17 protein-coding genes and 1 pseudogene are annotated in these 17465 nt (G+C 68.3%); 10 read left to right on the forward strand and 8 right to left on the reverse strand.

What is annotated here, in order from left to right; translation table 11 throughout:
• Positions 1-38: 38 nt before the first annotated feature.
• Together ACIBQ8_RS35620 and ACIBQ8_RS35625 are read left to right on the forward strand one after the other, a co-directional pair.
• Positions 39-203, forward strand: a pseudogene (locus tag ACIBQ8_RS35620) (NUDIX domain-containing protein); the annotation flags it as partial.
• Positions 204-273: 70 nt separating this feature from the next.
• Entirely contained in the window at positions 274-477 is a 204-nt protein-coding gene (locus ACIBQ8_RS35625) for a hypothetical protein (RefSeq protein WP_397194326.1), read from the forward strand.
• A 72-nt stretch (positions 478-549) separates the two neighbouring features.
• Here the strand turns inward: ACIBQ8_RS35625 and ACIBQ8_RS35630 are convergent, their stop codons facing one another.
• Positions 550-1932, reverse strand: coding sequence for a multiprotein-bridging factor 1 family protein (locus tag ACIBQ8_RS35630; RefSeq protein WP_397194200.1), 1383 nt, complete (start codon positions 1930-1932; stop codon positions 550-552).
• Between the two features lie 201 nt (positions 1933-2133).
• Between ACIBQ8_RS35630 and ACIBQ8_RS35635 the strand changes: the two genes are divergently transcribed.
• The 5 genes from ACIBQ8_RS35635 (at position 2134) to ACIBQ8_RS35655 (ending at position 5983) form a co-directional block, all read left to right on the forward strand.
• On the forward strand, positions 2134-2271 hold the full coding sequence (locus tag ACIBQ8_RS35635) for a lasso RiPP family leader peptide-containing protein (RefSeq protein WP_397194201.1): 138 nt from the start codon (positions 2134-2136) through the stop codon (positions 2269-2271).
• Between the two features lie 65 nt (positions 2272-2336).
• The gene (locus ACIBQ8_RS35640) at positions 2337-4220 is read left to right on the forward strand and encodes an albusnodin/ikarugamycin family macrolactam cyclase (protein WP_397194202.1); all 1884 of its coding nucleotides are present in this window, start codon (positions 2337-2339) and stop codon (positions 4218-4220) included.
• The gene (locus ACIBQ8_RS35645) at positions 4198-4479 is read left to right on the forward strand and encodes a PqqD family protein (RefSeq protein WP_397194203.1); all 282 of its coding nucleotides are present in this window, start codon (positions 4198-4200) and stop codon (positions 4477-4479) included. Before ACIBQ8_RS35640 ends, ACIBQ8_RS35645 begins: the two co-directional genes overlap by 23 nt.
• Positions 4476-4892 (forward strand): lasso peptide biosynthesis B2 protein, encoded by a 417-nt coding sequence (locus ACIBQ8_RS35650; RefSeq protein ID WP_397194204.1) that lies wholly within the window; start codon positions 4476-4478, stop codon positions 4890-4892. The genes ACIBQ8_RS35645 and ACIBQ8_RS35650 overlap by 4 nt, the downstream gene beginning before the upstream one ends.
• Positions 4893-4921: 29 nt before the next feature.
• Entirely contained in the window at positions 4922-5983 is a 1062-nt protein-coding gene (locus tag ACIBQ8_RS35655; RefSeq protein WP_397194205.1) for a protein-L-isoaspartate O-methyltransferase, read from the forward strand.
• A gap of 107 nt (positions 5984-6090) precedes the next feature.
• Here ACIBQ8_RS35655 and ACIBQ8_RS35660 read toward each other — a convergent pair whose 3' ends face one another.
• Positions 6091-6213, reverse strand: a complete 123-nt coding sequence (locus ACIBQ8_RS35660) for a hypothetical protein (RefSeq protein ID WP_397194206.1) — start codon at positions 6211-6213, stop codon at positions 6091-6093.
• 459 nt (positions 6214-6672) lie between these two features.
• Here ACIBQ8_RS35660 and ACIBQ8_RS35665 point away from each other — a divergent pair, with 459 nt between their 5' ends.
• Entirely contained in the window at positions 6673-10341 is a 3669-nt protein-coding gene (locus ACIBQ8_RS35665) for a carbohydrate-binding protein (protein WP_397194207.1), read from the forward strand.
• A 444-nt stretch (positions 10342-10785) separates the two neighbouring features.
• Positions 10786-11040 carry a hypothetical protein gene (locus ACIBQ8_RS35670; RefSeq protein WP_397194208.1) on the forward strand — a complete coding sequence of 85 codons (255 nt, stop codon included), beginning with the start codon at positions 10786-10788 and terminating at the stop codon, positions 11038-11040.
• 205 nt (positions 11041-11245) lie between these two features.
• Here ACIBQ8_RS35670 and ACIBQ8_RS35675 read toward each other — a convergent pair whose 3' ends face one another.
• The 5 genes from ACIBQ8_RS35675 to ACIBQ8_RS35695 form a co-directional block, all read right to left on the reverse strand.
• The gene (locus ACIBQ8_RS35675; protein ID WP_397194209.1) at positions 11246-11620 is read right to left on the reverse strand and encodes a hypothetical protein; all 375 of its coding nucleotides are present in this window, start codon (positions 11618-11620) and stop codon (positions 11246-11248) included.
• Positions 11617-12228 (reverse strand): hypothetical protein, encoded by a 612-nt coding sequence (locus ACIBQ8_RS35680; RefSeq protein WP_397194210.1) that lies wholly within the window; start codon positions 12226-12228, stop codon positions 11617-11619. Before ACIBQ8_RS35680 ends, ACIBQ8_RS35675 begins: the two co-directional genes overlap by 4 nt.
• Positions 12229-12437: 209 nt before the next feature.
• Positions 12438-12812 (reverse strand): hypothetical protein, encoded by a 375-nt coding sequence (locus tag ACIBQ8_RS35685; protein ID WP_397194211.1) that lies wholly within the window; start codon positions 12810-12812, stop codon positions 12438-12440.
• Between the two features lie 109 nt (positions 12813-12921).
• Positions 12922-14721 (reverse strand): vWA domain-containing protein, encoded by a 1800-nt coding sequence (locus ACIBQ8_RS35690; protein ID WP_397194212.1) that lies wholly within the window; start codon positions 14719-14721, stop codon positions 12922-12924.
• A gap of 144 nt (positions 14722-14865) precedes the next feature.
• Complete coding sequence (locus ACIBQ8_RS35695) at positions 14866-16062, reverse strand: AAA family ATPase (protein WP_397194213.1); 1197 nt, start codon at positions 16060-16062, stop codon at positions 14866-14868.
• A gap of 252 nt (positions 16063-16314) precedes the next feature.
• On the opposite strand from ACIBQ8_RS35695, the gene ACIBQ8_RS35700 reads away from it, so the two are divergent.
• A complete protein-coding gene (locus ACIBQ8_RS35700) occupies positions 16315-16707 on the forward strand; it encodes a PASTA domain-containing protein (protein WP_397194214.1) in 393 nt (130 codons plus the stop codon).
• 227 nt (positions 16708-16934) lie between these two features.
• On the opposite strand, the gene ACIBQ8_RS35705 is transcribed toward ACIBQ8_RS35700, so the two are convergent.
• Positions 16935-17441, reverse strand: a complete 507-nt coding sequence (locus ACIBQ8_RS35705; RefSeq protein WP_397194215.1) for an HIT family protein — start codon at positions 17439-17441, stop codon at positions 16935-16937.
• Between the last annotated feature and the right edge of the window lie 24 nt (positions 17442-17465).

A 17465-nucleotide genomic window follows, 5' to 3' on the forward strand; every position in this document is an offset into this window, starting at 1 on the left:
CGCCGGAACACACGCCATGGCGATAGCGTGCGCAGGTGATGAAGGTACGGGTCACCGGCGTGCTCATTGAGGACGGCCACATCCTCGTCCTTGACCAGGACACCGACTCCGGCCGCCGCTACTCTCTGCCCGGCGGCAAGGTCGAGCTGGGCGAGACGCTCGGCGACGCGCTGGTGCGGGAGATGCGGGAGGAGACCGGCCTCGACGTCGCGCTGGGGCGGCTGCTGTACGTGTGCGATCACCTGCCCGGCGGCGACACCCACGGTCATTCACATGACGTTCGAGGCCATCCGCGTCGGCGGCCGTGTCGGCGACACCGCGGCGGGCGCCGACACCATGCCGATCCGCGGCGTGCGTTTCGTTCCCCTGGACGAGCTCGGCGCGCTGGGGTTCACCGAGCAGTTCGTCACACTGGCCCAGCGGGGCTGGCCCGGGGCAGGCAACTACATGGGGGCCAAGGCGAACATCGGCCTGTGACGGCCGGCCGAGCGCCAGGCGTCCCGGCCCACCGGCGTCACGTCAGATGATGGCTGTGGCACCCGGTGGGACCTAAACGCTCTGCGTGCGCGCGGCGAGCTCGTGCAGCAGATGCGGGACCCGTCCGGGCTGGTACCGCATGGCGGAGATGAACGCGGTGACCGATGGCCGGCGGACCTCCTCCGGGGCTGCCCGCTCGGCCGCCAGCAGCGCGTCGACGGCGCGGTCGCGGTCCCCGAAGGCGTCCCAGGCGCGGGCGGTGTCGATGCAGTACCGCGCGTAACGTTCGGAGGTCGGCAACTGGCCGGGGTCCACCGTCCGCGCCACCGTCAGGGACTTGCCCGGGTCGCCCAGGGCGTTGTGGATGCTGATCCGGTAGGCGGCCACCGTGGCGGGCGTGGGGATGCCGAGGGCGGGCGGAGACGCGCTGAGCCGGCGGGCGGCGAGCTCGGCCTCGCCGATGAAGGTCTCGGCGTCATGGGGCTTGTCGGCCTGGGCGCTGGCGTAGGCGGCGGTGCAGAGCAGGTTGATGTAGCGGGCCAGCACGGTGGGGTCGGTCTGGCCGGTGCCGGCGTCCAGGCGGGCCGCGGTGTCGGCCAGCAGGGCGGTGGCGCTGGCGTGGCGTCCCTGCCGGCGCATGGCGATCGCCACCTCCCGGGCCGCGCCCGCGACGGTGAGCACGTCGCCGGAGGTGCGGGCGGCGCGCAGGGCGCGGTCGGCGGCTACCCACGCCACGGCGTCGGTGTGGGCCTTGGTGGCGAGCATGGCGGCCAGGACGTAGGCGTCGGCGAGCAGCGCGTGCGCCCGGCCCCGGAGACGGCCGGCGGCGTCGGCGGCGGTGGTCTCGGCTGCCTGGATGAGGGGCGGCAGCATGACCGACACCGCGCTGTAGCTGGTGGCGGCGAGCGCAGCGCGGGCCCGGCCGAGCTGGGCGTTCAGGGTGGCCAGGCTGGTGGGCGCGGCTGTGTTGGGGTCGGTCAGGAGCCGTTCCAGGCGTGCGGTGATGGTGTCGCTGACCGTGTCGGAGGCTGTGGCGCTCAAGAGCGCGGGCCCGGCCACGCTGGCGAGGAAGTGACGGCGCTTCACGTTGTGTTCCTCCCCTGCCGTTGAAGGATCCACCCTAATCGCTGGGTTTGCGGCAGCGGGTGTGAACGCGCGGACGGTGCGGGTGGGCGGGTGGCCGGGGGATGGTTCTTCGGCCAGGCCCAGCCACTGGCAGGGGATGGCCAGGGCCTGGGCGAGGCGGCGCAGCGTGGCGATGTCGTGCAGGGGCTGCCGGCCGGTCTCCAGGCGGGAGATCGTGGCGGCCGAGTAGCCGGCCTCGGCCCCGAGTTGCTCCTGTGTCAGGCCGGCCCGCTGGCGGGCCAGCCGGACGACGAGGGGGTAGTCCGCGGCCTTCACCGCGGCGAGCAGTGCGGTGGGGATACGTGCGGGGCTGTGGGGGGTATCCAGCATCGAGGTCACCGGCCCTGGACGGGGGACTTCAGCGTAGCTCAGCCGTGCGTGGCCACCATAGGTGATCTCGCCGCGACGGTGTGCGACTTGCGCAGTATGCAAATGATCTTGCAGGGTGCGCGCACACCCTCGCCGAAGCCTGCCCCCTCGGCTGTCGTAGAGGGCGACGGGCCGCACGGCCCGGCCGAAAGGAGAACGCTCATGTTCGACGACACCACCCAGCCCGCCCAGGCGCAGCCCTACACCGCACCCGCCCTGCACGACCTCGGCACCATCCGCGCCGTCACCCTCGGCTCCTCCGAGAACGACACCGCCGACAAGAAGAAGTACTACAACTAACCCGCCAGCTCCTGCTGCCCGCCGCCCCCGCGCGGGCAGCAGGCCCGGCACGACGAAGGAGCGTCATGCGCTGGTACGCCGGATGGTGCCCCGGCCCGCAGAGCGATCACAACGACGCGGCTCCGCCGCCCCGCCCGGACGGCAGCCGCATCCTGTCGGACCGGCCGCCGCTGTGGGCTTGCGGAGAGTGGGGCTGGCAGGTACGCACCCTGACCGTTGAACACTGGCAGGTCACAATCCTGGGCGCCTGCCTGGCCAGCGACGACGAACTCGCCAGCGCGCTGCGGCGGGCCGCCCGCACCGGTGCCTGGGACCAGCTGGCCGCTCTGCCCGGCTCCTTCACCACCGTCCGCACCGGCGCCGACGGCGTCCTGGTCGTCCCGGACCTGGCCGGGGCGTGGCCCCTGTTCTTCACCTCTTGGGCAGGCGGCATCGCCTACTGCTCCTCACCGCTTCCGCTCGCCGACCTCACCGGCGCCGGACCCGACCCGTACTGGCTGGCCGCCCGCCTGATGGCCGCCGGCCTCCCGGACGCGACCGGCGGCCGGTCGGCGTTCGCCGGTATCAGCCGGTCCCGGCCCGGCCACATGGTGCTGCTCGGCGGCCAGGAACCACGCCAGCAACCCGTGGACATGCGCCTGGGCGGGCTACCCTTCGCCGAGGGCGCTGAACAGCTCCGCCACGCGCTGCTGACCGCGGTCCGCGGCCGAGCCGACCGCGCCGAGAGCCTGTCGAGCGACCTGTCCGGCGGACTGGACTCCTCCAGCCTGGCCCTGCTGGCCAGCCGCTACCGGACCTCCCCCGTGCCCGCCATCACCTACGTGGATCCGGTCGGCGGCGGCGAGGACGACTTGGCCTACGCCCTGCTGTGCGCGCGAGCCGACCCCGGCCTGGAGCACATCGTCATCTGCCCGCCCCCGGACGCGCTGCCCCTGGCCCGGCTGGACCGGGCGCCCTTGCTGGACGAGCCCGCCCAGGACGTGCTGATGTGGGCCCGCGATCAGGCCCTGCTCGCACCCGCGGCCGGAGGCTTGCACATGACGGGCGACGGCGGCGACTGTGTCCTTGCCGGTCCCCTCGCCTACCTGGCCGACCTGGCCCGGCCGTCGACCGCCGGCCGCTTCCTGAGCGAAGCCGCGGCCTGGGCGCGGCTGCGTCACCGCCCTGCCCATGCCGTCGTCAGAGCCGCGCTGCGCATGGCCCGCACCAGCTACCCGCAGGCCCTGGCCGCCGTCGCCGGGCAACTACGCGGCGGGACCGTGCCGCCGCGGCGGGGCGTGGAGTCCGCGCTGCGCTGGTGCGCTCTCAGCCCCGCGGCCGCCTGGGCGACCCGGCAGGCCCGCCTGCAGCTGGCCGCCCACCTCGAGCGGCTGGTGCACGCGGATCGCTCCGGCCACCTGGCCACCGAGGGCGGAGCCGATGCCGAAGCACTGCGGCTGGTACGCGCCGCCGGCGCCGACGCCCGCCCGTACGCGCAGGTCGGCGCCAGCTTCGGAGTGGACCTGCACACCCCTTACCTCGACAACCAGGTCATCGCCGCCTGCTCCGCCGTTCCAGTCATCGACCGCACCACCACGCGGGCTCCCAAGCCGCTGCTCGGGGCCGCCCTGGCCGGGCTGGTGCCCGCGGAACTGCTCGCCCGCCGGACCAAGGGAGCGTTCACCGCCTGCCTGTACTCGGGGCTGCGCCGGGCCGCGCCGGACGTGCTCGACCTGCTGGAGCGGCCCCGGCTGGCCGAGCTCGGCCTGATCGAGGCCGCGCCCGCCCGCCAGGCCGCCGGTCTGCTGCTGGACGGCGCCGAGGGGCCGATGTCCGCGGTGTGCGACGTGCTCGCCACCGAGCTGTGGCTCCGCCAGCTCGCAGCCCCTCGCCCCCGCCTGTGGGGCCCGGCCACCTCCCCGCTCGAACGACCTCAGGAGCTTGCTCATGCCCGTCCTGCACGCCCGTAGAGGCGTCCGCTGCACCACCGCCGACGCCGAGGGAGCGGTCCTGATGGACACCCATGGGGACCGCGTCTACGGCCTCAACCCGTCCGCCGCCGTCATCTGGCACGCCCTGGCCGACGGAGCCGACGCGGCCGCGGCCTCCGACATCGCGACCACGGCCCTGCTCGCCGGCTTCGCCATCGACCCGGCCACCGCCCGCCGGGACGCCGAAGCCCACCTGGCCCTGCTCGTCGGGCACGGCCTGCTGCAGGAGCGGCCATGACGAGCCACATGGTCCTACCGCCGGTCGAGCACCGGCTCACCCTCGCCGACCGACTCTCGGCACTGGCCGCGCAGGTCCTCGCCGCCGGCCTGACCCGGCTCCCGTTCCCGGTCCTATCCGAAGTCCTCAGCACGCTCGGCGGGCGCTGCCAGCACGCGGCCACCCCGACACAAGCCCAAATCGCCGCCGAGGCGGCCCGATGGGCGGGACACTGGATGCCGGGGCGGGCCGCCTGTCTGGAGAACGCCGTGGCCGCCATGCTGACCGCGGCTGTCCGGGGCCGGCGCGTGTACGTGTGCATCGGGGCACGCATGCAGCCCTACGCCACCCACGCCTGGATCGAGACCGCCACAGGAGCCGCAGGCGAATCGCAGCATCCTGACCGGCCGTACCACCTGCTGCTCCGCATATGACCAACGACCAGAGGGGAACCGTCGTAACGATGACCGTCAGCCCAGCCGTCCAGCACGCGCTCGACCACGTCAGCGAGATCCACTACACCCTGGAGGACGACGGCTCCAAGCTGCCGCAGACCTCCGCGCCCAGCACTATCGCCACCATGCTGGACATGCTCGACGTGCAGCCGGGCCAGCGCGCCAAGGAGGTCGGCACCGGCTCCGGCTTCTCCACCGCCCTGCTGTCCCATCTGGTTGGCGAGAAGGGCTGGGTCACCTCCAGCGACATCGACCCCGCCCTCATCAGGCGGGCTAGGCAGCGGCTGCGCGCCGACGGCCGCGCCAACGTCACCTTGCGGGCCGCCGATGGCGCCACCAGCGACGACGGGGAGCAGGTGGACCGCGTCATCGCCTGGGCCACTGTGGAGCGCATCCCCGACGGGTGGGTTCGCCGCGCCGCTCCCGGGGCTGTCATGGTGGTTCCCGTCCAGGTGACGGACCTGGCCAAGACCTTCCTCGTCGTCCGCGTTCACGTCGGGCACGGCCAGGCGCTGGAGGTGGACGAGCTGCTGCAGGCGGGGTTCGTCGAGGCCACCTCGCACGTCCTGGACCAGTGGATCGTGCCGCCCCGCGACGTCGACGCGCTCGTCCACGACGGTGAGGGGCAGCCGTGGTGGCTGTCGGCCTCGTGGCTGCGCTCGGGCGACGGCGACACCGGCCGGCGCCTGCTGCAGGAGCTTCAGACGTCCGGCCGCACCGTGGAGGGGCCGCTCGTCGCCGGGGAGGAGCCCGGCGACTTCTACGCCTTCCTGCTGGCCACCCGGCCCGAGGGGCTGACCACGGCCGCGCTCGGTGACCCGGTGTGGCGCATCGGCGCCTCCACCTCCGCCGGCATCGCCCTCATCACCCCTCGTGACGCCGACCAGCAGGTGGCCGCCGGAGACGACAGCGCCAGCGACCTGCTCGCGGGCTGGGCCCAGGAGTGGCGCGACCAGGGCAGGCCCGGCCTGGACCAGATGACGGCCGAGCTGCACCACGGCGACGACGGGTGGACGGTCCGTCCCACGCTGGCGGTCGGCACGCCGCCGATCGGAGCGTCTGCGCTCTGAGGTCGTGCGGGCCCCGGACCTGCGCGGATGGGGCCCTATCCGGTGATGGTGGCCAGCAGGTTGCGACGGTAGCCCTCCACGAGACGGCGCATGACGGTGCCCGGCGCTCAGCGGGCCAGGATGGCGTCCCACCGGCCGGCCTCGACCAGCAGCTTGCGCTCCCGGCAGGCGCCAAAGTCGGTCAGCAGAACCGGAGAGTCGGCGGCCAGCCCATCCGGTAGCACATCCAACACCGCAGGAGAGCCTCGTCGCATCGCTAGCAGTTTCATCCGTCGCCACGCCAACACGGGCGACGGTGATGGATGAGCAACTCCTGTGAAGGGCCACCACTCCTACTTTCTCACGTATGGCAGCGATGCCTTCTAGACGGAGTGAAACCATCCCGATACACAACAAGACCTTTGTCTTTATATGGCTCTTATGCGAAGATCACTCTGCTCAACGACTTCTCATGAAGGGCACAGATGACCCAGAAGGCTGTGTTACCCCGGCTGATATCTAGACGCCGTGCGGCACTCGTATCGACCCTCGCCCTGATGACTTCAGCGATGGTCGCTCTTCCTGCGACCGCAGACCCGTCACCTACTCCCACGCGCACTGATTTATCCACGAGCCCTATTAAGGGCGCATTGGCCAGAGCAAAGAGCGTGGGCAAGCCAGTCGAGATTCCCGGTATGCACACTGAGAATATGACGACCGTGGCCAATCCGGACGGCAAAACGGTCGGCACCTACGTCTACCAGACACCCGTTCGCTTCAAAGCGGATGATGGAAAATGGCAGGAGATCGACACTACCCTAGTCCGCGAAGGAAACAGCATTAGGCCAAATGCGGTTAAGGACGCAATTCGGCTTTCCGCTGGCGGCAAGGGCGCACTGCTACGCATCAAATCCGGCGATCGTCTGGCACAGATATTCCCTACAACAAAACTGCCATCACCGACGCTCTCTGGCAACACAGCTACGTACACCGACGCTCTCGGGAAGGGAATAGACCTAACACTCGAAGTAACGCCTGCAGGGGTCCGGCAAAAGATCTCTATCAAGCAGCGCCCGAGCGGAGAGCTTGCCTTCCAGACCACCGTCAACTTGGACGGCGGTCTGGAGTATCGCAGCAAATCGGGGCTCGCTGAAGTCACCGATGACGGCAAGAAGATCGCCGACCTCACACCAGCGGTGATGATGGATGCGTCCGCAAGCGCCTCGCCTGCGGACGGAAACGTCAGCACAGTTAGCCCCAAGATTGATGGCGCAAGTCTGATCTACAAGCCCGATGCCGCCATCCTGGCTAATCCCACAACAACATATCCCGTAACGCTGCTTTCCAACCCCACGCCCTGGTATGGAGCCGGGTATCCGACAGACACATTCGTGAGCAATGACTCACGATACACTGTAGGCAGCAATCAACAATACATGGATGGCCTGCTCGCCGGCAGAAACAACTATGACGGCGCAAGCGCCTACTACATTTACCGCTCCTACTTGAAATACAACCTCAGCAACGCCCCATGGTACGGTCGCCCCATCCTGAACGCCGATGTACGCCCCTGGAACTACATCACAACTCATTGCGGGGGCGACGGCCAAACCCCGAACATGGTTGTGCGGCAAATCACGACTGACTGGTCGCTAGATTCGTCCAGTCCAGTTGCCCTGCGCTGGGACCGGCAGCCATCCACCACGAACACCGGGCAGGCTCTCAAAGGTGGTGGCGTTGGCCGCATCAGGAAGGCCAACGGATCCTACGTCTACTGCTCGTCGTCGTCACAAGAACTCTTCTACAGCATCGAGGGAATCGTTCGGTCCTGGGCCAACGGCGCCCCCAATTATGGCCTGCAGATCGCGGCCTACGGCGATACTAGCGGCACGTCGAACTTCCGCGAATACCTTAGCTCCGAATGGGCTGGTGTCGACGGGCGCGGCCCCGTGCTTTTCGTCTCCTACGATGCCCCGGAGGAGCCAGAGGTTGTCGTCTACTCCTATGAAGGCCCAGAACTTACCCAGCCGCCATCCTATGAAAGCGCGCTGGCCATGCGGGTCGACACTGTCCCAGAGGACCTCGATCCCCTTCCTGTCACGGTCGACGAACTACGGTCCCGAGCGGAGGAGATCAGAGATAATAGAGAGGCAGGAACTGTTGTTGAAGCAGATGGTTTGCCCTCCGCAGAGCCGGAACCTGACACCTCTCCTCCTACCGTAATTGAGTCGACCCCTGCTTCTGGAAGCACGGATGCTCCAACCGTCACAAGCGTGCAGGCCATCTTCAATGAGGTGGTCGACGGAGCTCAGTTAACTCTCAAGAACTCGGCTGGCACCCTTGTCCCTGGCACAACGGCCAGCGAACAGAGTGGTCAAGCCATTGCCTTCACTCCCAATCAGCCATTAGCGCCGAAATCGGCGTATACGGCAGAGGTCAGCGGCGCCAGAGACCTTTCCGGAAACGTCATGAGCGCGCCTCATACATGGACATTTACTACAGTCGCCGCGACACCTTGCACTGCGCCTACGTGGACCTCAGGGCAATTCTATTGGTACGGCGACAAGGTCACACACAACGGCCATCAATGGGAGGTCACCTCCGAGTGGGCAGAGCCTAACAACGAACCTGGCGTTCACCCTGCTTGGAAAGACCTCGGCACCTGCGGCGGGAACGACCCCGACCCCAACGACTGCACCGCACCCGCATGGGCGCCAGGAACCACCTACTCCAACGGCGACACGGTCACGCACAACGGCCACCTCTGGGCAGTCGTACTTGAAGGTGCGGAAGCTGGACAGGAACCTGGGATACATCCTGCCTGGATGGATCTCGGCGCCTGCGGCGGAAACGACCCCGACCCCAACGACTGCACCGCACCCGCATGGGCGCCAGGAACCAACTATTTTGCCGGCGACAAGGTCACACACAATGGCCACGAGTGGGAAGCCGACCAAGGGTGGATTCAGCCTGACACCGAACCAGGCGTCAGCCCTGCCTGGGTGGATCTCGGCGCCTGCGGCGGAAACGACCCCGACCCCAACGACTGCACCGCACCCGCATGGGCTCGAGTGACGGAGTACTGGTACGGCGACAAAGTCACGCACAACGGCCACCTTTGGGAAGTCGTGCAAGAATGGGCAGATCCCGGGGATGAGCCCGGTGTCCACTCCGCCTGGCGCGACCTCGGCCCGTGTGGCATGGAACCATCAGTGCTTTCGCGGCGGGCGCCTTCAACAGGTGAAGCAAAAGCGAAGACGGCCAGCGCCCCACCTGAGACTGAGTTTAGTTACAAGCGGGTCTGGTTTAACGATTGTATCAAAGAGGCTGGAATTTGGTACAACGTTAATACCTTCAACTGGTGCTACACCCATTGGTACGGGGTCACCCTGTACGACAAGACGTCGAAGGTGCCCCTGGGCTGGGTACAGTTCCGCGCCACGTCACTCGTTCACACGCGCATCGGTAGCTTTAACAGTATTCGCGCCTTCCGCGACGATGAAGCGCATTTCTACAATGAAATCGACGTGCGGAACGAAGTCCGCGATCTGAGGTGGACGGGGCTCACTACAGGTGTGGAGATCGAGGTCTCAGTACGCCGAGCCGGCTCGCCCTCTTCTCGCCAATGTGACCAGTTCGGCCCCTCGGAGCCGCGGCGATCGGGAAGCCTTGCGGACTGGCAGAGTGATGCCCGCGCAGACTTCACTCTGAGCTCTTACGTTGACCGAGGCCCAGGGTCTGTCCAGGTCGGCACTTGCACAATAAGCCCTCAAATCACCATCAGGTCAAAGTACGGCTCCGACAGTTTCTGGATCTATCGGGATAACCCTCCCGTCGTCCGGTGTGACGAAGTTCCCTACATGACCCGGCACCTTGGTGGGTGCATCCTTCCCGATCCTTCCAAGCGCATCATGGCGTACGACACCGCAAGCACCAGTCACGGGCTTATCGCCCAACACATTCAGAAAGCGTTTAATAATCCTGACCAGACCGCGCCGACGCAGTCCGGGAAAGAGGTACCGGGAAACATCGCGGCCAACATCTACAGCTTCCGCCACAAGCCTTTGCATAGAGTGGATACAGAGAGCGACATTGCAGAGGAAACTGAAGATCGGGTTTGGGCCACATGCCAGACCCTTCCCCCACAGGCAGGCACTGACTGTGATGAATACCCGTTCCATTCTTCATGGGAAGGATCGGGTCGTGTCTATAAAACCAGACAGCTTACCAACAATTATTCTGTACAGCGCGTAAATACTACCCAGAATCAGTCCGCTGGAACCAGTCTAAATTGGTTCTTCTGGCGCTATCGGGTCTTGTATGATGACCCCTTCTGGAATGTCATTACCACCAACAGAGTCCTTCCCAGATACGAGTAGTATCGCATATTCGCAGGGGCGGAAGATGCAGATCTTCTGCCCCTGCGCCATCTCATCAGCCACCAGAAAGACACATGAATGCAAGTCCAGACAGAGGCGGTCGAACAGTTGTGCCTCCTATATGTGGCCAACGCGAACGCTCACGATACAGTTCGACTTATCGGCGCACACCCTTTGGATCTAGATACATACGAGCCCATCTGGGATGGCATAACTCAAAGCGACTGGTCAGAAGACCCAAGGCTTGCGAATGTCAAGAAGTGGGGCCAGGGAACCCTAGTTTCAGAAACGAACGGAAGTTGCCAGTGCGCACAAATTAACACCCTAGCAACTATCGCACGCGCGGGATACGAGGCAGCTGCTATATGCTGGCAGAGTCGGCCGCTCCCGGGCTGGAATGGCTGGCGCCGAGTAATAGCTTATGTCAACAACAGTCAGCTCGCCGTGGCCTTCGATCCCAGATTTACAGTCGACCGTATCGGGCACGACACGGCTGCACTTGCACGGCTGTCCAACGATCTTCCCTGGCAAGCCAATCGACGCGAAGCCGCCATATTGCTCCTAGAACGGCTGTCGGGCGAGGAGTTGTCCGATGACCTCATCTGGGGAGACGATGAACCAATCGGCTACTACCTGATTGATCAGCCACCGCCTCCGCTCAATGAAAGTGAACTGTCCTCCTTCTTGGGAACGATGTAGCAGTTCCCAGGATGCCCTCGCGGGCGCGATGAGCCGGGCATCGTTAGCATCCCGCAGAAGCGGCCGTTCTCCGCAGCCGAGTACGCGTACAACGCCCAGCGCGGTGAGGCCGGAGCCGAAGGCGATGTCATCCGTACAGCATAAAGAGACGGTCACCCTCCGCGTGGGCGATTTCTACGGTTTGTGATCCTCTCCGAGGCGCGGGTCAGCCCTCATCCGCGGCCGCGGGCTGCCAGGCGCCTTCGGGCGACGGCTTGACGTAGCGGCCGGGCTCGAAGCTGCCCGACTGCAGAACGATCTCCAGTACGAGGGCCAGTTCCCCGAACAGCTGGACGTAGCGCGGCTCGTCGGCCTCGTCGTAGTCGTCGCCGGTGTGGCCGTCCACGATGGCCGCGATGTCGGCGTAGGGGTCCTCGCCGCCGAAGAGGCCTCGGGCGTTCAGGCCGGGTGCGCCGGTCTCCTTGTGGCCCTGCCAGGAGCTGCGCGCGTGGCGCAGCAGCGCGATGTGCTCCGGCCGTACGTCGAACGCCGTGGCGTGCTGGAGAGCGGTCCACACGTCGTAGGGGCTGTGCTCGCTCATGCCTGCCCCCGTGCCACTTCCATCAGGCGCTCGGCGAACGCCTGCTCTGCCTGGGCGGCGGCGATGCGCGCCCGCATCACTGCCGGCGGCACCCCGAACCCGGGCGGACCGTCTGCCTCGGCGTTGTCGAGGTCGGCGTGCGCGGCGCGCAACTGCCTGCGCAACAGCGACAGCTGGCCGTCGTGGTACCAGGTGGGGGCGTGCTCGCCCAGCTCGTCGGGGCCGATCCCGGCCGAGGTGAACACGTCGCGCACCTGCTGCTCCAGCTGGTCGGGCACGGGCGTGCCCAGGACCTCGCGGAGGCTGGCCAGCACGCTGAGCCCGGCACCCGTCTTGCCGATCTTGACGATCGCGTCGCCCATCTCGGGCTCGCTGGCACCGAAGGCTTGCATCTTGACCACCGCCACCTGCTCGACGGCGCTGGCCTTGGCGAGGGTGAACAGCGCCTGGAGCCCTGAGCCGGGCTGTCCGAGATCGGAGCACTCGGCCACGACCATGCCGTCGGTCTCGCCTTCCACGAAGGCGCGCATTTCGGCGAGCTGGGCGCGGATGCCGTTCATGTCTGCGGCGCGGGCGTACAGGGCCCAGCGTTGTGGTGTGGCGGTCAAGGCGTCTCCTGCGGGTCGGGGCAAGGATGGGGGTTGTTTCGCCGTCACACCAGCCTAGGGAGCCGGGGGCGGATCGGAGGGCCGGTCAGTCGTGAAGGTCGGGGACGACGTCGCCTTCCTGCCACTCCTTGACGATGCTCTCGGCCGCCGGGCGGCGCGTGGTTGGCGGATGGGCGCCGCTCTTGGGTCCACGTGCCGGCTGGGAGCGGTCAGGCGCCACCAGTGCCAGCCTTGCGTGGGCGGCCGCCGCCCTTGCCCTGACCGATGCGGCGCTTGTGCCAGTCCCGCCACTCCTCCTCACGGTCCGGCCTCCAGCCGTTGCCGTTCTCGCCGACGATCACGTCGGGGATCGGGGTGTTGTCGTACCGGTGTCGCCATTGATTGACCGTGGTGCCGGGCACGTTGAACCAGCGGCCGACACCGGCTGCGTCGAGGTAGCGGGCGGGCCGCAACTGGTCAGCGCCGAGGGCCTCTTCCGGGGGACTCTGCGGGCTGTCGGCAGCTCCCTTGTCACTCATGCTGACGAGGTTAGCGTGCCGCGTGTGCCGGGCGGTGTTGCGCGGCGGAGGGACGGTGATGGTCATGGCGGGCGGTTCCTCTCGGACGGTCGGCTCGCCTGGCCGGGGCTGGCGGGCCGGGGAGCGGGTGCGCCCGTGTCCCCTCCTTTCGGGGCCACGGGCGCGAGGGGTGGGGTCAGGCGGCCCGCAGGGCGCGGATGGCTCCCTGGCCGATCGCGGTGGCGGCTTGGGCCGGGTCGGTCAGGGTGACCAGTTGCGCGCCGTCGAAGGGGGTGGCCCCCTCGCCGAGCGCGAGCCACAGGACGGCGCACCCGGACTTGATCAGGCGGGTGACCTCCTTCTGTGCGGGCTCGCGCTCCCAGGTGGCGTACTTGCCGTCGGAGATGATGACCAGGAGACGGGCCGCGCCGGGCTGGTCGAGGCCGAGGGCGATGTTCACGGCCTGCACCGCCTCGCCGATGGCGTGGGATCCGTCGTTGGCCTCGAACTGGCGGACCTCGGTCGGGTTCTGGCCGGGGCCGGTGATGGCGCGCACCTGCTTGCCGAAGATGGCGGTCGCGGCGGTGGAGTCGGTGACGTGTGAGACGGCCTTGTTGAGGATGTAGGCGGCGGAGGCGACCGGCCCGGCCAGGGCCTGCATGGAGCCGGAGACGTCGCACAGGACGCCGACGCGCAGCGGCGGGTTGGGGACGTGGCGGCGGTGGACGTTCAGGAACGGCTCGGCGGTGGGGATCTGTCCGGCAGCGCGCTGGGCGTCGGCGGCCAGCGCGCCGCGCATCCGCAGGCGGCCGGGAGGGGTGGCCGAGGTGGTGACGGTGACGGCGCGCTCGCGGTGGGCGGCGTTGCGCAGCAGCCGTGCCAGGGCGCGGGCCGCACCCTGCTCGCGGGTCGTCGGCTTGCGGGTGCCGGTGATCCTGGTCGGGCCCTTGCTGCTGCCGCCGGGGGCGGCGGCGCCCTGCTGGAAGATCTTGGCGGCGTTCTTGGCGGCCTGCTGCTCCTCGGCGATCTGGCGGGCGATCTTCTCGGCCTCCTTCCTTTCCGCGCTGCTGGCGCGGTCCTCGGCGGCGGCGACCCTGGAGGCGGCGGCCTGCGCGGCCTGCTCCAGAGGGGAGGGCTCCTTGGGGGCCTGCTCGCCGCCGGGCTGGCCCGGCTGACCCTGCTGGCCCGGCTGGCTGGAGCCCTGTGCCTGCCCCCGGCCCTGCCCCTGCTGGTTTTGGCCTGCGTTGGGGTCGCTCGGCTTGTTGGGGTCGACGCCCAGGACCTTGCACCAGCGGCGGCCCAGGCGCAGCATCGCGGCGTGGTCGTCGTCGGCGGTGCCGTGGGCGGCGTTCCAGATGGCGCGCAGGTCGGCCAGGGTGGATGCGCCGAGGGTGGCCAGGACCAGGTCCTCGACATCCTTGACCTCGCGGGCGTGGAACACACCGGCGTCGCGGCGGCCCAGGAGCAGGGCGGCGGTGTGGGCGGCCTGCCAGGCGTCCATGCTGGTGGCGCTGCTGGTGCTCAGGCCGTCCATGACGATCTGCGTGGCCGAGGAGCGCAGCCAGCGCCGGTCGGCGGGGCGGCGGCGCAGTTGCCCGGCCTCGATGCGGGACTCCTCCAGCAGGATGGCGGCCTCGACGTGGGCGCCGCGCTGGCGGGTGAGGTGGGCGGTCCAGCGGGTGTGGCGGGCGTGGGCGGCCTCGTGGACGAGCACGCCCCACATGGCGGCGTAGCGGGTGCGGTCGCCGATGCGGTGGGGGTTGCAGGTGGCGGGGTCGACGCCGAGGCGGTGGCCGTCGAGCTCGATGCTGCCGAGGTTGGGGAGGAAGCAGCCGGGGGCGCCTCGGCCTGCGCCGGGGGCGCAGGAGACGGTGAGGTCGTCGCGGTCGGCCAGGTCGGGGACGATGTCGGTGAGGGCGGCGGAGAACTGCATCCAGCCACGGGTGGCGCGCGGGGCGCGGGTGGTGGCGGTGTTGATGTGGGTGGTGGCCGTCATGTCGTCTCCCCGAAAACTTCGTCGTTACTTGTTACAAGGTTAAGGGGGCACAGAAACCTTGTCAAGCTCGATTACAAGGTTTCTGTGCCAACTCCGCCGGCCCACCGGAAGGGGGGCCGCGCCGCGCGGCGCGACCCCTCGGCCTCACAACTGCTTGCCCAGGGCCAGCGGCGCGAACTCGGCACCGAACACCGTCTGCACCACCTCGGCCACGACCTCCCGGTCCTCCTCCGGGGCGATGCCGACCAGGTTGGACACCGCGCTCTCCAGGCCCAGCACCTCCTCGACCTTGGAGAAGGCCAGCAGCTCGCGAAGCTGCGGAGCCCAACCCACCTCGCCGTTCTTCTGGCGGAGCGTCAGGTTCTTGGCCACCCGCACCGCCTTGACGTTGATGTTCAGCTTGAGCGCCAGGTCGTAGTCGCTCGACACCTGGATCTGGACGGCGAACCGGCTGGACAGGGCCTCAGTGAGGATCGCGCCGTGCACGCCGGGGTTGTGACCGGCCACCACGTAGAACCCGGGCGCGGCCTTGATCACCTCGCCCTTGTGCGCCTTGACGACGATCTCGCGGCGGCCGTCCATGGCCGGGTAGACCACGGCCAGCACTTTCGGCGAGATGAGCGTCGCGTCGTCGATCAGCAGCGCGCGCCCCTCCTGCATCGCGCGGATCAGCGGGCCGTAGACGAAGTCGTAACCGCCGCCGGGCGTTTGGACATACTCGCCCACGAAGTCGGCCACGGCGGTGTCACCGTCACCGGCCACGGTGATCAGGTCAGGGAAGGCGGCCCCGACGAGGGTGGTCTTGCCGGTGCCGGGAGGGCCCCACAGCAGGGCGGGCACTCCGGCGTCACGGAGCTTGCGCAGCGCGGTCACGTCGGGCAGCCCGGCCAGGGTGCGCGGGTGGTACTCCCGCCCGTCCGGGCAGGCGACCGGCCCGTTGACCGGCGTCTGCATGAGCTTGAGGTTCAGCGCGGCCGCCGCGAGCGGCGCGGGGGCGGTGGCGGTGGTGGTGGTGGTGGTGGTGCAGCGCACGCTCGTGCCGGTGCCGGTGGCGCGGCGGACGGACGCCTCGGTGGCCTGCGCGGCCGTGGTGGCGGTGGCCTGGTAGGCGACCGGCTTGCCGTCCCTCTTGGTGGCGTGCCCGCCGGAGGCCAGGATCTCCAGGGCCTTGCCGACCGCGCCGCTCGACCGGCCGCCCAGGGCGGTGGCCACGGCGCCCACGGTGTGCCAGGTGCCGGAGTTCGCGGCCAGGTGGGCGGCGACCTGGCGGCGCAACTCGCCCTGAGCGAGGCGGCCGGTGGGGATGGTGGCGGCCAGGGCGGTGGCGGGCTGCGCGTTCATATCTGTTTCCCTCCGAAAACTTCGTGATCAGATGTGACAAAGTTATGCCCCCCGCCAGACCTTGTCAAGCCGAATGCTACAAAGTTTTTCGGGACGCCCCTCCACCCCCCGCTCCAGCCACCGCGCACCACCAGCACGAACGCCTCGACTCCGACCGAACTTTCCCGAACCACCCGCGCCCGCAAGAGGCCGAGAGTAGCCTCGCGGGCGCAAGCAGTGACGAAACCGGCTCACCATCCCCAGGAGCCCCGCATGCGCCCAACGCCAGCACTCGCCATGGCCGCAGCCCTCACCATCGCGGCCACCAGCTGCACAAGCAGCGGCAGCACAACCCCGCAACCCGCCGTCGTCACCGTCACCGCCAGCCCGACACCGACGACCGAGACACCCGTCGCCCGCAAACGGTCCACCCCCGCCGACAGGCGCAAGCTGCTGCCCGACGTCACAGGGATGAACCTCCAGGCCGCCCAGGACAAGCTGCAGGCCACCGGCTTCTACGTCCTCGACGACCAGGACGCCACCGGCCAGGGCAGGCTGCAGGTGTTCGACCGCAACTGGAAGGTCGTCCGCCAGAGCCCAGCCGCCGGCAAGCACATCTCGACCAGCACGCTGATCACGCTCTACGCCAAGAAGTACGGCGAGTAACCGCCCCCAGGCGGAGCCATCGCGCGGGCGAGCGGATTGGACCCCCGCCCCTGCGCCGGCCTGCCTGCCATGGCGCCGCGCCTCACGGCACGGCTCCCGGTCAACCTGCCAGCTCCCGCGCCGTCAGCGGCAACGTCACGAGCTCCGAGACGCCACATTAAGACAAAGGGAGGCGAATGCCTCGCGCGAGATTGCTCGCACACGGCTGCTGTCTCAGTAACGCCCGCTTAACGCTGGGCGTTCAGGGCAAGCATGATCTTCGCGGCCAGGGCTGCAGCTTCCTCAGGCGTATGCTCGACGATGCCGTTCTCGGCCATAAGGGCGTGGTATTGCTGCTGTTCGTATGGGACACCGGGAGGCAAAGCGGCGATATGCCAGTGCAGATGGGCGTTTCCCTGCTGGCTGCCCAAGGACAGTAGATAGGTCCGCTCGCACGGCACGCTTGCTTCCAGGGCGAGAGCGACTCGACGCACTACATGCATCACGTCGATGAACTGATCCACGTCAAGATCTCGGACAACGTGCTCGATGTGGCGCTTGGGAGCAACAAGGACATACCCGGGCAGTGCGGCGAAGCGCGCGAGAAACCCGATGTGCCTGCCATCGTCGTAGACGATTTCTTCCGGCTGACTGGGATCATGATTGACAATTCCGCAGATGAAGCATGGCCCTGTCTGGGAACGCCGGCTGTAGATCTCTAGGTCGAACGGCACGCGCCGGATCGAGCCCGTCATGATCGCCTCCGGTGGAACGCTTGA

Origin of the sequence: Nonomuraea sp. NPDC049646 (assembly GCF_044465525.1) — a bacterium.
In the GTDB taxonomy this organism is placed as follows: domain Bacteria; phylum Actinomycetota; class Actinomycetes; order Streptosporangiales; family Streptosporangiaceae; genus Nonomuraea.

Excerpts from the sequence above, each read along its gene's own strand:
- ACIBQ8_RS35625 (WP_397194326.1), top strand. The coding sequence starts at position 274 with ATGACGTTCGAGGCCATCCGCGTCGGCGGCCGTGTCGGCGACACCGCG.
- ACIBQ8_RS35630 (WP_397194200.1), bottom strand. The coding sequence starts at position 1,932 with ATGCTGGATACCCCCCACAGCCCCGCACGTATCCCCACCGCACTGCTC.
- ACIBQ8_RS35635 (WP_397194201.1), top strand. The coding sequence starts at position 2,134 with ATGTTCGACGACACCACCCAGCCCGCCCAGGCGCAGCCCTACACCGCA.
- ACIBQ8_RS35640 (WP_397194202.1), top strand. The coding sequence starts at position 2,337 with ATGCGCTGGTACGCCGGATGGTGCCCCGGCCCGCAGAGCGATCACAAC.
- ACIBQ8_RS35645 (WP_397194203.1), top strand. The coding sequence starts at position 4,198 with ATGCCCGTCCTGCACGCCCGTAGAGGCGTCCGCTGCACCACCGCCGAC.
- ACIBQ8_RS35650 (WP_397194204.1), top strand. The coding sequence starts at position 4,476 with ATGACGAGCCACATGGTCCTACCGCCGGTCGAGCACCGGCTCACCCTC.
- ACIBQ8_RS35655 (WP_397194205.1), top strand. The coding sequence starts at position 4,922 with ATGACCGTCAGCCCAGCCGTCCAGCACGCGCTCGACCACGTCAGCGAG.
- ACIBQ8_RS35665 (WP_397194207.1), top strand. The coding sequence starts at position 6,673 with ATGACGACCGTGGCCAATCCGGACGGCAAAACGGTCGGCACCTACGTC.
- ACIBQ8_RS35675 (WP_397194209.1), bottom strand. The coding sequence starts at position 11,620 with ATGAGCGAGCACAGCCCCTACGACGTGTGGACCGCTCTCCAGCACGCC.
- ACIBQ8_RS35685 (WP_397194211.1), bottom strand. The coding sequence starts at position 12,812 with ATGACCATCACCGTCCCTCCGCCGCGCAACACCGCCCGGCACACGCGG.
- ACIBQ8_RS35690 (WP_397194212.1), bottom strand. The coding sequence starts at position 14,721 with ATGACGGCCACCACCCACATCAACACCGCCACCACCCGCGCCCCGCGC.
- ACIBQ8_RS35695 (WP_397194213.1), bottom strand. The coding sequence starts at position 16,062 with ATGAACGCGCAGCCCGCCACCGCCCTGGCCGCCACCATCCCCACCGGC.
- ACIBQ8_RS35700 (WP_397194214.1), top strand. The coding sequence starts at position 16,315 with ATGCGCCCAACGCCAGCACTCGCCATGGCCGCAGCCCTCACCATCGCG.
- ACIBQ8_RS35705 (WP_397194215.1), bottom strand. The coding sequence starts at position 17,441 with ATGACGGGCTCGATCCGGCGCGTGCCGTTCGACCTAGAGATCTACAGC.